The sequence below is a fragment of the Microbispora sp. KK1-11 genome, assembly GCF_006874435.1.
Lineage (GTDB): Bacteria > Actinomycetota > Actinomycetes > Streptosporangiales > Streptosporangiaceae > Microbispora > Microbispora catharanthi.
This window is the reverse complement of the sequence record NZ_VIRJ01000017.1, coordinates 76,427-91,680: the sequence shown is the minus strand read 5'-3', so window position 1 is coordinate 91,680 and position 15,254 is coordinate 76,427. Positions and strand designations below refer to the sequence as shown.

At 72.7% G+C, this 15,254-nt stretch carries 12 protein-coding genes; 3 read left to right on the top strand and 9 right to left on the bottom strand.

The genetic code is table 11. The features are described 5' to 3' along the window. Window positions 1-76 precede the first annotated feature (76 nt). From FLW16_RS23850 to FLW16_RS23835, 4 genes are all read right to left on the bottom strand, one after another. Window positions 77-1,402: an ABC transporter substrate-binding protein gene (locus tag FLW16_RS23850; RefSeq protein WP_142562336.1), complete on the bottom strand. Its 1,326-nt coding sequence runs from the start codon at window positions 1,400-1,402 to the stop codon at window positions 77-79. Between the two features lie 62 nt (window positions 1,403-1,464). Beyond that, window positions 1,465-3,600 (bottom strand): alpha-galactosidase, encoded by a 2,136-nt coding sequence (locus FLW16_RS23845; protein ID WP_221891251.1) that lies wholly within the window; start codon window positions 3,598-3,600, stop codon window positions 1,465-1,467. A gap of 291 nt (window positions 3,601-3,891) precedes the next feature. Further along, window positions 3,892-4,938 (bottom strand): LacI family DNA-binding transcriptional regulator, encoded by a 1,047-nt coding sequence (locus FLW16_RS23840; RefSeq protein ID WP_221891250.1) that lies wholly within the window; start codon window positions 4,936-4,938, stop codon window positions 3,892-3,894. Between the two features lie 58 nt (window positions 4,939-4,996). Next, on the bottom strand, window positions 4,997-5,668 hold the full coding sequence (locus FLW16_RS23835; RefSeq protein ID WP_142562335.1) for a hypothetical protein: 672 nt from the start codon (window positions 5,666-5,668) through the stop codon (window positions 4,997-4,999). Window positions 5,669-5,872: 204 nt separating this feature from the next. Between FLW16_RS23835 and FLW16_RS23830 the strand changes: the two genes are divergently transcribed. Genes FLW16_RS23830 through FLW16_RS23820 form a run of 3 tightly spaced genes read left to right on the top strand, consistent with a single transcriptional unit; the run spans window position 5,873 to window position 9,603 of the window. Beyond that, complete coding sequence (locus FLW16_RS23830) at window positions 5,873-8,008, top strand: sensor histidine kinase (RefSeq protein WP_142562334.1); 2,136 nt, start codon at window positions 5,873-5,875, stop codon at window positions 8,006-8,008. Continuing rightward, complete coding sequence (locus FLW16_RS23825) at window positions 8,001-8,684, top strand: response regulator transcription factor (RefSeq protein WP_260615511.1); 684 nt, start codon at window positions 8,001-8,003, stop codon at window positions 8,682-8,684. Before FLW16_RS23830 ends, FLW16_RS23825 begins: the two co-directional genes overlap by 8 nt. 31 nt (window positions 8,685-8,715) lie before the next feature. Then, entirely contained in the window at window positions 8,716-9,603 is an 888-nt protein-coding gene (locus tag FLW16_RS23820) for an AraC family transcriptional regulator (RefSeq protein ID WP_260615510.1), read from the top strand. Between the two features lie 370 nt (window positions 9,604-9,973). Here FLW16_RS23820 and FLW16_RS23815 read toward each other — a convergent pair whose 3' ends face one another. The 5 genes from FLW16_RS23815 to FLW16_RS23795 form a co-directional block, all read right to left on the bottom strand. Next, on the bottom strand, window positions 9,974-10,861 hold the full coding sequence (locus FLW16_RS23815; RefSeq protein ID WP_142562332.1) for an NAD(P)-dependent oxidoreductase: 888 nt from the start codon (window positions 10,859-10,861) through the stop codon (window positions 9,974-9,976). Window positions 10,862-11,069: 208 nt separating this feature from the next. After that, window positions 11,070-12,836 (bottom strand): thiamine pyrophosphate-dependent enzyme, encoded by a 1,767-nt coding sequence (locus tag FLW16_RS23810; protein ID WP_142562331.1) that lies wholly within the window; start codon window positions 12,834-12,836, stop codon window positions 11,070-11,072. 54 nt (window positions 12,837-12,890) lie between these two features. Then, window positions 12,891-13,124 (bottom strand): hypothetical protein, encoded by a 234-nt coding sequence (locus tag FLW16_RS23805; protein ID WP_142562330.1) that lies wholly within the window; start codon window positions 13,122-13,124, stop codon window positions 12,891-12,893. Between the two features lie 210 nt (window positions 13,125-13,334). Continuing rightward, on the bottom strand, window positions 13,335-14,375 hold the full coding sequence (locus FLW16_RS23800) for a PP2C family protein-serine/threonine phosphatase (RefSeq protein ID WP_142562329.1): 1,041 nt from the start codon (window positions 14,373-14,375) through the stop codon (window positions 13,335-13,337). 225 nt (window positions 14,376-14,600) lie between these two features. After that, window positions 14,601-15,254 carry a TrkA family potassium uptake protein gene (locus FLW16_RS23795; protein ID WP_260615509.1) on the bottom strand — a complete coding sequence of 218 codons (654 nt, stop codon included), beginning with the start codon at window positions 15,252-15,254 and terminating at the stop codon, window positions 14,601-14,603.

Here is a 15,254-nt window from a genome sequence, read left to right as displayed (position 1 = left end):
GGGGGCGAACCGCGGCCTCCGCGCCCTGTCGATGGGCCTGTCGATGGGCGAGTCGTCGGGCGCGAGGGGCCGGGCGTCAGAAACCTGCCGCGCCGGCGGCCTTGGCGAGCTGGGCGAACTGCTCCTGGGTGGTGGAGGCCACCTGCTCGGGCGTCATGGTGCCGGTGATCATGTCGGCGAGGTTGATGTACAGGTCGGGGTTGGCCACGGCCAGGGCCTGCATGGAGCCGACGGCCTCGCCGAGGGAGTCGTGCACCTGCTGCAGCGCCTTGGGCACCGAGGCCGGGCTCGGCACGTCGGTCTCCAGGGAGACGGTGTTGCGGTCGGCGACGAAGTCCTTGTAGTCCGGGCCCATCCAGAACGACAGGAGCTGGCGCGCGGCGGCCTCGCGCTTGGCGTCACCGGTCTTGAAGGCCACCAGGGCGTTGGACTGGTCGGGGATGAAGGTGCCGACGTTGCCGCTGGGGGAGATCGGGAAGAAGCCGATCTTCTTGTCGAGGGTGGCGGTGTCCGCGGTGGCCTGGAGCTGGCCGAAGAAGGAGTTGACCTGCACCACCATGGCGGCCTTGCCGTCGAGCAGGGCCTTGCCCTGGTCCTCGAACTTGGCGGTCTTGATGTCCTTGTTGAACAGTCCCTCGTCGATCAGCGACTTGTACTTCTTGATCGCGTCGAGCACGACCGGGCTGGAGAAGGTCTCCTGGCCCTTGTTGATCTTGTCCCAGAGCCCGTCCTCGGCGGCGTCGGCGAGCTGGACCTGGACCCACCACTGGGTGGCCCAGCGGTCGCCGGCCATCTCGTAGAACGGGGTGACGCCCTTGGCCTTGAGCGTGCGGGCCAGCTCGACCATCTCGTCGAAGTTCTTCGGGGTCTCGGTGATCCCGTTGGCCTCGAAGACCTCCTTGTTGTAGTAGACGCCCTCGACGGCCGGGCTGGTGACCAGGGCGGCGTACCGCGTGCCGTTCAGGATGCCGGTGATGTCCTTGAGCTGGGGAGCGAGCTTGGACAGCCAGGGGGCCTGGTCCAGCGGCTGCAGGTTCGTCCTGGCGTTGACGGCCGTGAGCATGGACGCGGTCGGCTGCCAGAACGCCAGGTCGGGCTTGTCCCCGGTGGCGACCTTGGTCTGCACGCCCTGCTCGTACGGATCGGGGATGGTGACGATCTCGACCTTCGCGCCCGTGGCCTTACCGAACGCGTCGACGACCTGCTTGGGGACGGCGTTGCTGTTCTGCGCGGCCCAGATCGTCAGGGTGACGCCGTCGAGCCTGGCCGTCGGCTCGGCCCAGGTGGCGGCGTCCGCGGTGCCGCCGGCGGCGTCCGGGGAGGTGTCCACAGAGGGGTCGCTGCAGGCCGCGGCGCCCGCGGCGAGCACGGCGACGACCGCGAGGGTCTGCCATTTCTTCATGGGTTCGATCTCTCTTCTGAGGGCGCCCGGACCGCAGGCCCGGGATTTTAGAGCAGGAGGGATTAATCGGGCGAGGATGATGAGACGGGTGAAACACGGAAGATGCGGGCAGAAGGGCCGGAAACCGGCTTGGTGAGGACGAGGCGTCCCGTCTCCTGGTCCCACTCCCCGTCCCAGGCGGGCAGGTGGCGGGGGTAGACGACCTCGACGTCGACCCGTCGTCCGGCGAGGTGCGGGAGCGGCAGCGAGGCCGTCGCCCGCTCGTCCGCGCGGCACCAGACCCCCACGTACGTGTGGTCCGGCGTGGTCAGGCCGAGGCTGAGCCAGGGGTCGGCCCAGCCGGGAAGCCCCAGCGGCCAGACGGGGACGGCCGCGGCCAGGTCGGTGCGGATGTCCCGGTAGGCGGCGACGGCCGCCCTGACCGCCTCGCGCTGCGCGCCGGTCATGGTGGGCAGGTGGCCGGACAGGTAGAGGCGGCCCAGCATGCCGGTGCACAGGCTGTAGGCGACCCGCTCGTCGTCCATGTCCGGCTGGGGGTAGGCCCAGCTCGCCGACTGCTCCGGCAGGACGGACAGGGGAGCGGCCACCGCGATCGGGGGATACAGCAGGGGATCCTGCTGGTCGCTGGTGGACTGGAGCTGCATGCGCGACAGCAGGGCGTAGTCCATGCGCATCGCGCCGGAGGCGCAGTTCTCCAGGATCAGGTCCGGATGGCGGTCGAGGACCGCCTCCAGCCACGCCAGGTGGGCCCGGTTGCAGGCGAGCAGCCCCGCGCCCGGGCTCGCGGCGTCCACGTCGGTGCCCGCGCCGGGGTCGATGTTGTAGTCGAGCTTGAAGTAGCCCACGCCGAGCTGCTCCACGAGCCGGTCGACGACCTCGTCGAGGTGGGCGACGGCCGCCGGGTGGCGCAGGTCGAGGTGGTAGCGGCCGTGCTCCACGATCCTGGTGCCGCCCCGCTGCAGGAACGCCTCGGCGGGAAGCTTGTCGGCCATCGGGCTGCGCACGCCGATCACCTCGGGCTCCAGCCACAGGCCCGGCACCATGCCGCGCTCCCTGACGCGGGAGAGGACCTCCTCGATGCCCCGCGGGAAGCGCGTCTGGGACGGCTGCCACTCGCCCACGCTGTCCCACCAGTCGCCGTCGTCGTCGTACCAGCCGGCGTCGATGCAGAACACCTCGGCGCCGGCCTCGGCGGCGGCGTCGATCAGCGGGATCAGCTTCGCGGTCGTCGGGTCGCCCATGAGGGTGTTCATGTAGTCGTTGAACACCACGGGCAGGCGGGCCCGGTCCGTATGGGGGCGCACCAGGGCGCGGCGGTGGGCGGTCAGGGCGGCCGCCGCGCCCTGCAGCCCGCTGAAAACGCCGCGCGGCAGGCCGGAGGAGACGGCGACCGACGCCGGGACCGTGGTGAACGACTCGCCAGGGGCGAGGACCGTGTGCCACTGGTGGTCGATGTCGGTGGGGCCGAGCAGCGCGACGTAGGCGCCGTCCCTGCGCTCGCCGACCTCCCACCGCCACGGGCCGTTGTGCTCGACCTGCCAGAGCCACGCGCGGCCGGAGCCGGGGTCGAGCAGGGCCGCCGTGGGCAGGTGCTGCCCCGTCGACCAGGTGCCCGTGCTGGTGACCGCCAGGCGGCCCCGGCCGTCCTGGCCGTGCAGCGGCAGGTTGAGGTCGGCCATCTCCTCGCGCAGCGGCCGTACGCGCCAGCGGCTCTCGCCCAGCCACTCGCTGTCGGCGCGCACGACCTGCAGCCCGCCGGCCGAGCCGGCCGGGAACCCTGCGGCGAACGAGGTCACGCCCAGCACGACCGCCTCCGCGGTGCCGCGGTTGGCGATCGTCGTCCAGGACCGTACGGCCGGCACGCCCTCGGCGGAGCGCAGGTGCGCGTGCGCCTCCAGGCCGGTCTGCTCGTCCCGCAGGGTGACCCGCAGCTCGTGCCACTGCCCGTCACGGACCTGCTCGGCCCCCACGTAGGTGAAACGGCGGCCGACGGCGGTGTCGGAGAAGCGGTGGGAGGCCCGCGCCCGTCCCTGACCGGCCAGCAGCACCTCCACGAGAGGCTGCGCGGGCGGCCTCGGCCCCGGATCGCCCGCGCCCAGCTCGCGGATGCTCACGACACCTTCGGGTGATATGGCGATCACCACCCGCAGTGCCGAGTGCCCCCACACCAGGCTGGTCTCGGTGTGCCGTGAGTTCAACTGCGTCTCCTGACGATCGAGCCGGGTTCTCCGGAGGTCATGGCGGCGTGCGGGCCGTGACGGTGACCCTGGCGAGGAGAACGGCCGCGGGCGGCGGGCGAGCCCGGGAGTCATCTCCTGCATGTGTGTGACCGGTCACATCCGCACGAATGCGAGTGTGACCGGTCACATGACCGAGGGGAAGGCCCCGTTACGTTGTTGTTAATAACATCCGGCGGCGCGCCCGGATCGGCCGTTGGCCGTCGCGGCCGCACGGCCTCCGGCGGGCCGGCCGGGCGGCGCGGACGCGGCTCAGGCGCGCGGAGGCGCCGTCGACTCGCGCACCACCAGCCGCGGCGGCGTCAGCGACACCGCGGGCTGAGGTGTCCCGGCGAGCTCGGCCAGCACCGCCGCCACCGTGGCGCGGCCCAGTCCGGCGAAGTCCATCTCCACCGTCGTGAGCGCCGGCGTCCAGTACTCCGAGCCGGGCACCCCGTCGAAGCCCACGATGCTCACGTCACCCGGCACGTCCTTGCCCGCCTCGAACAGCGCGCGGCGCACCGCCATGGCGATGTCGTCGTTGCCGCACAGGATCGCGGTCACGCCGGGGTCGGCGGCCAGGACCCGTCCCGCCTCGTACGCCGACCGCACGTCCCAGCCCGCCGGCACCACAGGCGGGACCGCGGCTCCGGCTTCGGCCAGCGCGCGGCGCCAGCCCGCCTGACGTCCGCTGTGCTCCGACTCCGAGGGGATCGCCACGTGATGGACGGTCCGGTGTCCCAGGGCCAGCAGGTGCCGCGTCGCCTCGGCCGACGCCTGCTGCTCGTCCAGGCAGATCGCGGGCCGCGGCACACCCCGCACGCCCGGCTCGACGGCGGCCGCCGCGGGCAGGGACTTGGGGAGCGCGCGCAGCACCGCGATGCCGGCCGCGTCGAACGCGATCACGATCACGCCCCCGGCGCTCGGATCGCTGACGTAGTCGGCGGCGTTGCGCACGTCGCCCTCGCGGTCCGACTCGACCACCCGCACCCCGACGGCCAGGCCCTCGACCCGGGCCGCCTCCTCGATGCCCTGCAGCGTGGAGGCGTAGCCGTACAGCATGGTGTCGGAGGTGACCACCGTCACGCCCCGAGCACGCCCGGTCCCCAGCGCCCGGGCCACCCGGTTGGGCCGGTACCGCAGCCGTTCGATGACCTCCATGACGGTCTGCCGCGTCTCGGCGCTCACCTTGGGCGAGGCGTTGAGCACCCGGGACACCGTCTGCCTGGACACGCCCGCCGCCGCCGCGACGTCGCGGATGCTCGGCACCGTCTCCCGGCCGGGACGCGGCGAGGGCACCTCAACAGGGGTTTCGTTCACGCCCCCATCGTGATCGGTGTGGCGAGCCGGGGTCAAAACCGCCGTCGGGGTCGAGCGGTCACGAGTCCCCGGCCTCCCGTTCCGGCAGGACGTCCCCCGGCCGCAGGGCGAGCAGCAGGCCGAGCACCGTGTATCCCACGAGCAGGTGACCGCCGCCGACCCACCGGGACGCCGCGTCGCCGACCAGCACGTACGCGGGGACGGTGACGACGCCCCAGCTCTCGGCGACCAGGGGCCACGAGCGCAGCAGGCCCCTCCAGCGGCGGGCCGCCAGGAGCTTGACGCTGATCACGAACATGCCGAACATCGACAGCGGCCAGAACAGGTCGAGCACGCCGAGCAGCACGCCGTCGCCCGCCGCCTCGGGCAGGATCGCGTGCAGCAGCGACCACACGCTCGCCAGGGCGAGCAGCACGGCCTCGGTCCTCAGCATGATCACACTGGTTCGCGAGGTGCCTGTGGCGCCGGTCCGCGACTGCACGGCGAGCAGGCCGAACAGGCCGATCTGGAAGGCCAGACCGCCGAGGTCGCCGATCCGTCCGGCCGTTCCGCCGGCCGACGGGTCGAACAGGAAGATGGTCACGACCCAGATCAGCGTTCCTGCGGCCAGGCCCAGGCCGAGCCGGCGCACCCCGCCCTCACTGATCGGTGCGGGCCCGCCCCGGACGGCAGTGCCTGCGCGTACGTCGGTGCGGGCTCTGGCCGGGGTCGTGGTGAAGTGCGGTTCCATCTCACGTCCTTCATCGGTTCGTTCGCGGGCCGGGACGGCCGCGCGGATCAAGGCTCGGGGCCGCCGGACCCGGGAGGGCAGGGCCGCCGGTCCCCGATCGCGCCCCCGAACATGTCCGTCCGATTCGGGACGCGGGTCCTCCTTCGACCGGGACATCCCGTTTTCGTGAAAAACAAGGCGATTCGACCCGTCACAATGCTTGCCGTGAGGAAAGCGGAGACAGCGCCCGCGCCGGAGGCCGCCGGGGCCGCATCCGCGGGCGGCGGCCGTCTGCCCGCGGCGGCGGCGGCGGTGGCCGCCGTCGCCGCCCTGCTCGCCCTGGCCGCCGGCACGGTGCTGCTGGACGTCCTCGCCCGGGGAACGAGGGTGCCCGCGGGCGCCGAGCTTGATCCGGGATGGACCTCCGCGCTGGCCGGGCTCGCGCAGGCGGTGCCGGGCGTGCTGTTGCTGCGGCGGCTGCCGCGGCACCCCGTCGCGTGGGTGCTGACCGGCTCCGGCGTGATGTGGCTGCTGAACGGGGCCGCCGCCGCGTGGGCGGCCTACGCGGTGTACGTGGAGCCGGGCCTGCCGGGGGCGTCGGTCGCCTACTGGTTCTACCTCAGGCTGGGTGCCGCGCTGCTGCTCCAGCTGCCGCTGCTGATCCTGCTGTTCCCCGACGGGCGGCTCCCCGGCGCCCCGCTCTGGCGCCGGCTCTCCATCGCCAGCCTCGCGCTGACCGCGGCGCTGCCCGCGCTGCGGCTGGTGGCGCCCGTGTCCGTGCTCAGCCGGCACGGGGGAGTGCCGCTTCCGCCCGAGATCGCCCGGCTGGCGCTCGACCCGGTCGCCCTGACCCTGCCGTACGTGGTCTGGGAGCCGCTGCTCACCGCCGCCTCGGCGGCGGTGGTGGTGAGCCTGGTCGTGCCGTTCGCGGTGACGGTGCACCGCTACCGCGCCGCGGCGTCCGGCGGCCCCGGCGACGCCGACCGCAGGGCGCAGATCCGGTGGCTGACGTGGGCGGCACTGGCCGACATGTTCGTGCTGCTGCTCCCGCTCGTGCTGCCGCCCGACGTGCCCGCGTTCCTGCTCACGGTGGCCGTCGCGCTGACCTCCTTCGCCGTGGTCGTGGCGGTGGCCAAGCACCGGCTGTACGACGTCGACCGGCTGCTGCCCGCGACCTTCGGCTACGGCGTGACGGCCGTGCTCGTCGTCGTGGTCGACGCCGCCGTCTTCACCGCCGCCGCCGGCGCGGTGGACGAGCGCCAGGCGGCACTCGCCGCGATCGCGGTCGTCACGCTCGTCTACCTGCCCGCCAGGACGTGGCTCGTGCGCACCGTCAGGCGGCTGCTGCGCGGGCCGCGCGAGGATCCGTACGCGACCGTCTCGACGCTGGCCGAGCGGCTCGAACTCGCGGCGGGCCCGGACGAGCAGCTCGTCGCCCTGGCCCGCACGCTGGCCGAGGCGTTCCGGCTGTCCTACGTACGCGTGGAGATCGAAAGACCGGACGGGACGTGCTCGGCGGTCGAGCACGGCGTGGCCCGCGGCCCTTCGGTGTCGCTGCCGGTGGCCTACCGCGGCGAACAGGTGGGCCGGCTCGTGCTCTGCCGCACCGACCTGACCCAGCGCGACCAGCGGCTGCTCGGCGACCTCGTACGGCAGGCCGCCGCGGCCGCCCGCGCCACGGAGATGAGCGCCGGCCTGCAGCGCATCCGCGCCACGATGGTGGTGGCCAGGGAGGAGGAGCGGCGGCGGCTGCGGCGCGACCTGCACGACGGGCTGGGGCCGAGCCTGGGCGCGGTGGCGCTGCGCATCGAGACCGCCCGCAACCTGTCGCGCACCGCTCCCGAGCAGGCCGACGCGATCCTCGCGCGGACGGCCGAGGAGGTGTCCGCCGTGGTCGCGGAGGTCCGCCAGATCGTGCACGACCTGCGCCCGCCCGCGATCGACGAGCTGGGCCTGCGGGGGGCCGTCGAGCAGCAGGCCGGCCGCTTCCGCGGCGGGCTCACGGTGGCCCTGGGCGGGGTCCTGACCGGGGACGACGAGCCGCTGCCCGCCCTTCCCGCGGCGGTGGAGGTGGCGGCGTACCGCATCGTTTCCGAGGCGCTGGCGAACGTGGCGCGGCACGCGCACGCGGCCCGCTGCGAGATCGGGCTCGCCGTGCGGGACGGCATGCTCGACGTCGTCGTGCGGGACGACGGGGTGGGGATCGGCGAGGACGTCACGGCGGGCGTCGGGATGCTGTCACTGAGGGAGCGGGCGGCCGAAGTCGGCGGCGACTGCGTGGTGACCTGCCCGGAGGATGGCGGGACGCTGGTCCGCGCGCGGCTGCCGCTGGCGGAGAAGAGGGAGTTCACCGGTGTCTGACGAACCGAGCCCGCCGATCCGGGTGCTGCTCGCCGACGACCATCCGGTCTACCGCGACGGCCTGGCCGCGCTGCTGGGCTCGATGGCGGGCGTCGAGGTGGCGGGCACGGCCGCCACCGGGCGGGAGGCCGTCGAACGCGCCGCCGACCTGCGGCCCGACGTCGTGGTCATGGACGTGCGCATGCCCGACCTGGACGGCATCGAGGCGACCCGGCGGATCACCGCCGCGAATCCCGGCATGGGGGTGGTCGTGCTGACGATGTCCGAGGAGGACGCCACGCTGTTCGCGGCCATGCGGGCCGGGGCGCGGGGCTACCTGCTGAAGGGGGCGAACCAGACCGAGATCCTGCGGGCCGTCACCGCGGTCGCCCACGGCGAGGCCATCTTCGGTCCCGCCGTGGCCCGCCGGGTCGCGGAGTTCTTCACCGAGAGGCCCCCGGCCGCGGACCAGGAGGTCTTCCCCCAGCTCACGTCGCGCGAGCGGGAGATCCTCTCCCTGGTCGCGGCGGGACGTACCAACGGGCAGATCGCCGGGGCGCTGTACCTGTCGCAGAAGACGGTGCGCAACAACGTCTCCACGATCTTCGCCAAATTGCAGGTCGCCGACCGCGCCGAGGCCATAATCCGGGCCCGGGACGCGGGGCTCGGCCGTGGTGACGGCGGCCGGCGCCCCTGACGACGGCCGCGAACGCCTGTAGTCTCGGCGCGTGCGGCACGAGTCACCGGACGGCGGTGCGGGCGGCCTGCGCCGGCATCTGCCGGACGACGGGACCCGGCCCGGCCATCGGCTGCGGTTCGGCTCCGGCGCGGCGGGCATCGAGCGGCTGGAGGCGTCGCTCGTCGGCGAGGGGTTCGCCACGCACCGCCACGACACGTACGCGATCGGGATGACGCTGCGGGGCGTGCAGACGTTCCGCTACCGAGGTGAGCTGCGGCACTGCCTGCCGGGGGAGTGGCACGTCCTGCATCCCGACGAGCCGCACGACGGTGTGGCGGGCACCGACGAGGGGTTCGGCTACCGGATCATCTACCTCGACCCCTCCCTCGTCCAGGAGGCGTTGGGCGGGGCGCCGCTGCCGTTCGTCGCCGACCCCGTGATCGGGCGGCGCGAGGCGGACCCCGCGCTCGCGGCGTGCCTGCGGGACATCGACGAGCCGCTCGACGAGGTCGAACGGCTGACGCTCACGCTGCGGGTGGTCCACACGCTCGTGCGGCACTCCTCCGTACGGAACTCCTCCGCGGGGAGCTCAGGGCGGCCGGGCGTGCGGGCTCCGCTGGCGCTGGAGGCGCTGGCCCGCGTGCGCGACCTGATCGCCGGCGACCCGACGGTGAGGCACACACTCGCGGAGTTCGAGCAGGTCTCGGGCCTGGACCGGTGGACGGTCGCGCGCCAGTTCCGCGTCGCGTTCGGCACCAGCCCGACCCGCTTCCGCACGATGCGGCAACTCGACCTGGCCCGCCGGCTGCTGCGCGAAGGGGTGCCCCTGGCCGGGGCGGCCCAGCTCGCCGGCTTCGCCGACCAGGCCCACATGTCGCGCATGTTCAAAAGGGCCTATGGCCTCACGCCCGCCCGGTGGACCGCCGCGCTCGCCTGACGGCCGGCCGGGTGCGCCGCGGACTGTAGCGGAATACACCGTCGTTCGATATAGCACGAAACAGACTTCCCCGTCTTTTCCGGCTGCACTTGTGCTGTTCAGAAAAAGGCACCCGGGCGTGAGCCCGAAGGGGGAAGGAAGGACGATGAAAAGAATTCTCCGATGGGCGGCGGCACCGCTCGCCGTGGCGGCGCTGGCGGGGACGACGCTGCTGCCGGCGGCGTCGGCGTCGGCCGCGACGGGCTCTCGGCCTCGGCGTCGGGGTTCGGGTGCGTGAAGACGACGCCGAGCCCGTCCGCGCACAGGCGCCGCAGGGTGCTCCGGCCGATCCCGCGCGTCCCTCCGGTGACGATGACGACCGGGCGAGCGGTCATCCGCGTGTTCCCTGCCCGGCTGTCCTGGCCTCGATCGCGTGCACGACGGCGGCCATGTCCAGATCGGCGTGGCCCAGCGCGAGGGTCTCGCCGAACAGGGCGTGGCAGACGTCCAGCAGCGGCGAGGCGATGCCGGCCCGCCGCGCCGCCTCGGCGATGAGCCGGTTGTTCTTCAGCACGTCGGCGATGGCGGCCTGGGCGGCGAAGTCGCGCCCGGCCAGCTTCACCGCCTTGACCCGCGAGACGTCGCTCGCCATCTGGCCCGAGTTGAGCACGTCCACGAGCAGCCCGATATCGAGGCCCTGGCGCGCGCCGAAGTGCAGCGACTCCGCGAGGCCGGTGACCGTGGTGATCAGGAAGATGTTGACCGCGAGCTTCATCAGCAGCGCCCTGGGCGCGGGCCCGCACACCACCGTCTTGGCGCACATCGGCTTCAGCAGCGGGCGTACCTCCTCCACGGCGTCCGGCCGGCCGGCGAGCATCGCCACCAGCCGCCCCTGCTCGGCGGGCACGCGGGAGCCGGAGGTCGGCGCCTCGACGTAGCCGCCCCCTGCCGCGAGCACGTCGGCCTCCAGCCCTGCCGAGTAGACGGGGGAGGTCGTGCCCATGTGGACCACGACCCGATCCGCGACGTTGCGGGCGAAGCCGGGCGTGCCCCGCTCCAGCACCGCGTCGATCGCGGCCTCGTCGGCCAGCATGAGGATCACCACCCGCGCCCGCCGGAACACCTCGGCCGCGCTGCCCGCCACCTCCGCGCCCGCGGCGCGCAGCGGCCCGCTCCTGGCGGCCGTGCGGTTCCACACCACGAGGGGGGTTCCGGCGCGGACCAGGTTGAGCGCCATGGGCTGCCCCATGATCCCGAGACCGACGAAACCCACATCCATGTTCGCCTCCCCGACACACACGTTTCCGTGCCGCCGAGGCGGCACGCCGGGGACCGTTGTAGCCCATGGCGCGGCGGCGGTCTTGAACGATTGTGCCCGCCGGGATCACCCTGCCTGCGGTCGGCGAGCGGCGCGGCACGATCCTGCCCCGCACCTGCCCGTGCTTGCCCGTGCTTGCCCGTGCTTGCCCGTGCTTGCTCTGTGCCGCCTACGAGAGCAATTGGTTGATCTTGTCGCGGGCGACCGTGGCGAGGACGCCCGCCTTGTGCGGCTGGCCGCGCAGGAACGCCTCGGTGAAGTGCTTGGCCTGCTCGTACGTGACCTTGCCCGGCATCGGCGGCTCGTTGGGATTGACGTCGCAGTCCACCAGGGCCGCTCCGTCGTGCGCCAGGGCATCGCGGATCGCGCCCGGCAGGTCCTTCGGGTCCTTGATCTTCGCGCCGTAGGCCCCGCAGGCGCGGGCCCAAGCGGAGAAGTCGGCCTCGGGCTGCCGGTGCCGCACGGCGTACTCGGGGTAGCCGAGGATGATCTGCTCCCACAGGATCTGCCCGTAGCTGTTGTTGTTGTTGACCACGACCTTGATGGGCAGGTCGTGCCGCACGGCGGTGAGGAAGTCGGCCATGAGCATCGCGAACCCCCCGTCGCCCACGAAGGCGATCACCTGGCGGCCGGGGAAGGCGTGCTGGATGCCGATGGCGTACGGCAGGCCCGGGGCCATCGTGGCGAGGTTGCCCGACAGGTAGAACTCCCGTCCGCCGCGGATCGTCCAGTGCCGCGCGGCCCACGTCGCGATGGTCCCGGAGTCGCAGGTCAGGATGGCGTCGTCGGAGGCCACCTCGTCGACGCAGCTCATGAGGTACTGCGGGGCGATGGGGTCGCGCGAGGGGTCCTCGAGCGCCCTCATGTCCTCCCGCCAGGCGTCCATCTTGCGCTGGTACTTCTCCAGGAACGACCGGTCCTTCGCCGGTTCGAGCATGGGCAGCAGCGCCTGCAACGCCAGTTTGGCGTCGGCGGCGACCGGGGCCTGCGTCGGCCGGCGGATGCCGAGCAGGGTGGGGTCGGCGTCGATCTGCACCACCCGGGCCTGGCCCTCCGGCGGCAGGAACTTGCCGTAGGGGAAGGACGTGCCGACCATGAACAGCGTGTCGCACTCCTCCATGAGCTCCTCGCTCGGCGCGGTGCCGAGCAGGCCGAGCCCGCCGGTGGTGAGCGGATGGTCGTCGGGCACCACGAACTTGCCGGGCAGGGTCTTGACGATGGGACTGGCCAGCCGGTCGGCGACCGCCAGCACCTCCTCGCGGGCGTGCCGCGCGCCGACGCCGACGAGCATGGCGATCTTCTGGCCCTGCCGCAGCACCTCGGCCGCCCTGGCCAGGTCCTCCTCGGCCGGCCGCAGCGACGGGAGAGAGCAGGTCGTCAGGCTCGCGGGCGGGGTGCCCGGGCCGACATGCCGGTACGGGTCCTCGCTCGCGGGCGTCACCTGGATGTCGTTGGGGAAGGTCAGGTGTGACACCGTCCGCTTGGTCAGCGCGTTGCGCACCGCGAGGTCGACCACGCCGGGCATCTGCTGCGGATTGGTGACCATCAGGTTGTAGGCGGCCAGGTCCTGGTAGAGGCGGTCGAGGTGGACCTCCTGCTGGTAGTGGGTCCCCAGCACCGAGGTCTCCTGCATGCCGGTCAGGGCCAGCACGGGCACGTGGTCGAGCTTGGCGTCGTACAGGCCGTTCAGCAGGTGGATGGCGCCCGGCCCGGAGGTCGCGGCGCACACGCCGAGACGGCCGGTCGCCTTCGCGTAGCCGGTGGCCATGAACGCGGCGGCCTCCTCGTGGTGCACCAGGATGAACCGCAGCTTCTCGCGGTGCCGGCGGAAGCCCTCCATCAGGCCGTTGATCCCGTCACCGGGGAGCCCGAAGATCGTGTCGACCCCCCACTCCACCAGCCGCCGGGCCAGGCTCTCACCCACGATCTCGGTCATGTCCGCCTCCGATCGACATCAGCCGTACGGGCGCCCCGGCGTCCGCACGTGCCTTCAGCGGCCCCGCCCTCTGCGTCCCCCGGCCGGTGCGGTCCGGTGACCGCTCCGCCAGCCGAGGGCGTACGCGGCGACGAGGCCGGCGGCGACGGCGAGCGGCTTCGGGGACGCCATCGCGGACTTCAGCTGTTTCACGCCGCCCTTCGGGTCGGCCACGGCACCCGCGACGCTGCCGATCGCCGACGCCAGTTTGTCGCCCGCGCTCTTCACCACGTTGCTCTGAACGTTCATGATGACTCCGGCATCGAACGGCTCGCCGGTGGGGCCCTTCCCGCCCCCGGTATGCGTAAACGACGCCGCAGGTCACGGCGGCTTTGTGCCCATCAGACCCGCCTATCGCACGGCCCGCATGGGCCAATCCCCGCCGCGGCCACGCTGGTGGGCAGGCTCCGCGACCGGCCACCGCTCGGCCAGGGGGCCGGGCTACCCAGGGGGCCCGGGTTATCCGGGGTGACGGCGCAGCAGGAGCATGGCGGCGTCGTCGGGGAAGGGACCGCCGACGTGGCGCAGCAGGTCGGCGCGCAGCTCGTCGAGCGCCACCTGCGGATCGGTGCCCCGCAGCAGATGCGCCCGCTCCGCGAGCGGGTAGAAGCGGCCCTGCCGGTCGCGGGCCTCGATCACGCCGTCGGTGTAGAAGAGGATCTGGTCGCCGTCCCCGAACGGCACCCGGTGCGCCTTCGGCCGTGGCGAGCCGAGCGCGCCGAGCCCGAGCGGGAGGGCCTCCTCCTGCGGCTCGGCGAAGTGGACGCCGCCGTCGCGCAGCAGCACGAGAGGGGCGGGGTGGCCGCAGTTGAGCAGGGAGATCTCCCCGTCGTGGACCTCCGCGAGTATGGCGGTGACGAACTTCTCGCCGCTCAGATGCCGGGCCAGGCTGGTCTCCACGCGCTCGACCACCGCGGAGAGTTCCGACTGGTCGTAGGCGGCCTCGCGGAAGGCGCCGAGCACCCACGCCGCGGTCTCGACCGCCTCCAGGCCCTTGCCCTGCACGTCGCCGATGAGTATCCGTACGCCCTCGGGGGTGGTCACCACCTCGTAGAGGTCGCCGCCGATCTGGGCCTCCGCGGCGGCGGAGGTGTAGGAGAGCGCGACCCGCAGGTCGCCGGCGCGGCGGGGGACCGGGCGCAGGAGCACCCGCTGGGCCGCCTCGGCGACCAGGCGGACGTTGGCGAGTTCGCGCTCCCGCCGGTTCCGCAGCCTGCTGGCCATCATGCTCGCGGCGGTGACGCCGATGATCACCGCGATCGTGAGGTTGTTCTGCGGTCTGCCGAGGAGACCGTCGTAGACGGCGAGAGGGATGCAGACGACGAGGGCAAGCACACCCACCAGAACGGTGCGGCGCACGCCGCCCGCCACCGAGGCGAAGGCCGGGCCCAGGGTGAGGAGGGGCAGGAAGCCCACACCAGGGCCGGTGATCAGGTCGACGACGACGACCAGGGAAATCGCGATGAACGGCAACGTACGCAGGACGCTCTGGGAACTCATCGCGACTCCATAGCCGGCCCCCACGTCAGCACATGATTCCTTTGATGGCTTTACTCCTTCCCGCGTAGCGAACGGGGCACTCCCCATTGTCCGCGACGGATAGCGCCATTTCGGGCCGGTCGGTCAAGTCGCGGCGCGCCCCATCTGATCACTATGAGTAGTGACGTTACTCGAATTCGTGACGCGGTGGCCGGTAAAGCCGTACATCCGGCCTTCCCCACGCCGTCACGGCAGCTCCGCGAAGCGCTCGACCTGGTCCGTACGGCCGGACACGATGATGACGTCGCCGTAGCCGAGCTCGGTCTCGGCGGTGGCGTAGGTGAACTCCTCGCCCGGCCGCTTGACCGCCACCACCGTCACCCCGTACTTGCGGCGCAGGCTCGACTCGCCGAGGGGGACTCCGATGTACTCCTTGGGCGGAAGGGTCTTGACCAGGGCGAAGTTCTCGTCGACCTCCATGTAGTCGAGCATCCGCCCGCTCACCAGGTGGGCCACGCGCTCACCCATGTCGTACTCGGGGAAGACCACGTGCTGGACGCCGATCCGGCTGAGGATGCGGCCGTGCTGCTGGCTGACGGCCTTGGCCCAGATGTCGTTGATCTCCATCTCCACCAGCAGCGACGAGGTGAGGATGCTCGCCTCCAGGTCGCTGCCGATGGCGCACACCGCACGGTAGAAGTCCGGCAGGCCGAGCTGGCGCAACGCCTCGGGGTCGGTGGCGTCGGCGGTGGCGATGTGCGTGATCTGGCCCGCGAGACTCTGCACCACCTTGGGACGGTGGTCGATGGCGAGCACCTCGGTGCCGCGCCGCACCAGCTCCAGGGCGAGCGCGGTGCCGAAGCGGCCCAGACCGATGACGGCCACGGGGTCGTTTCTCAT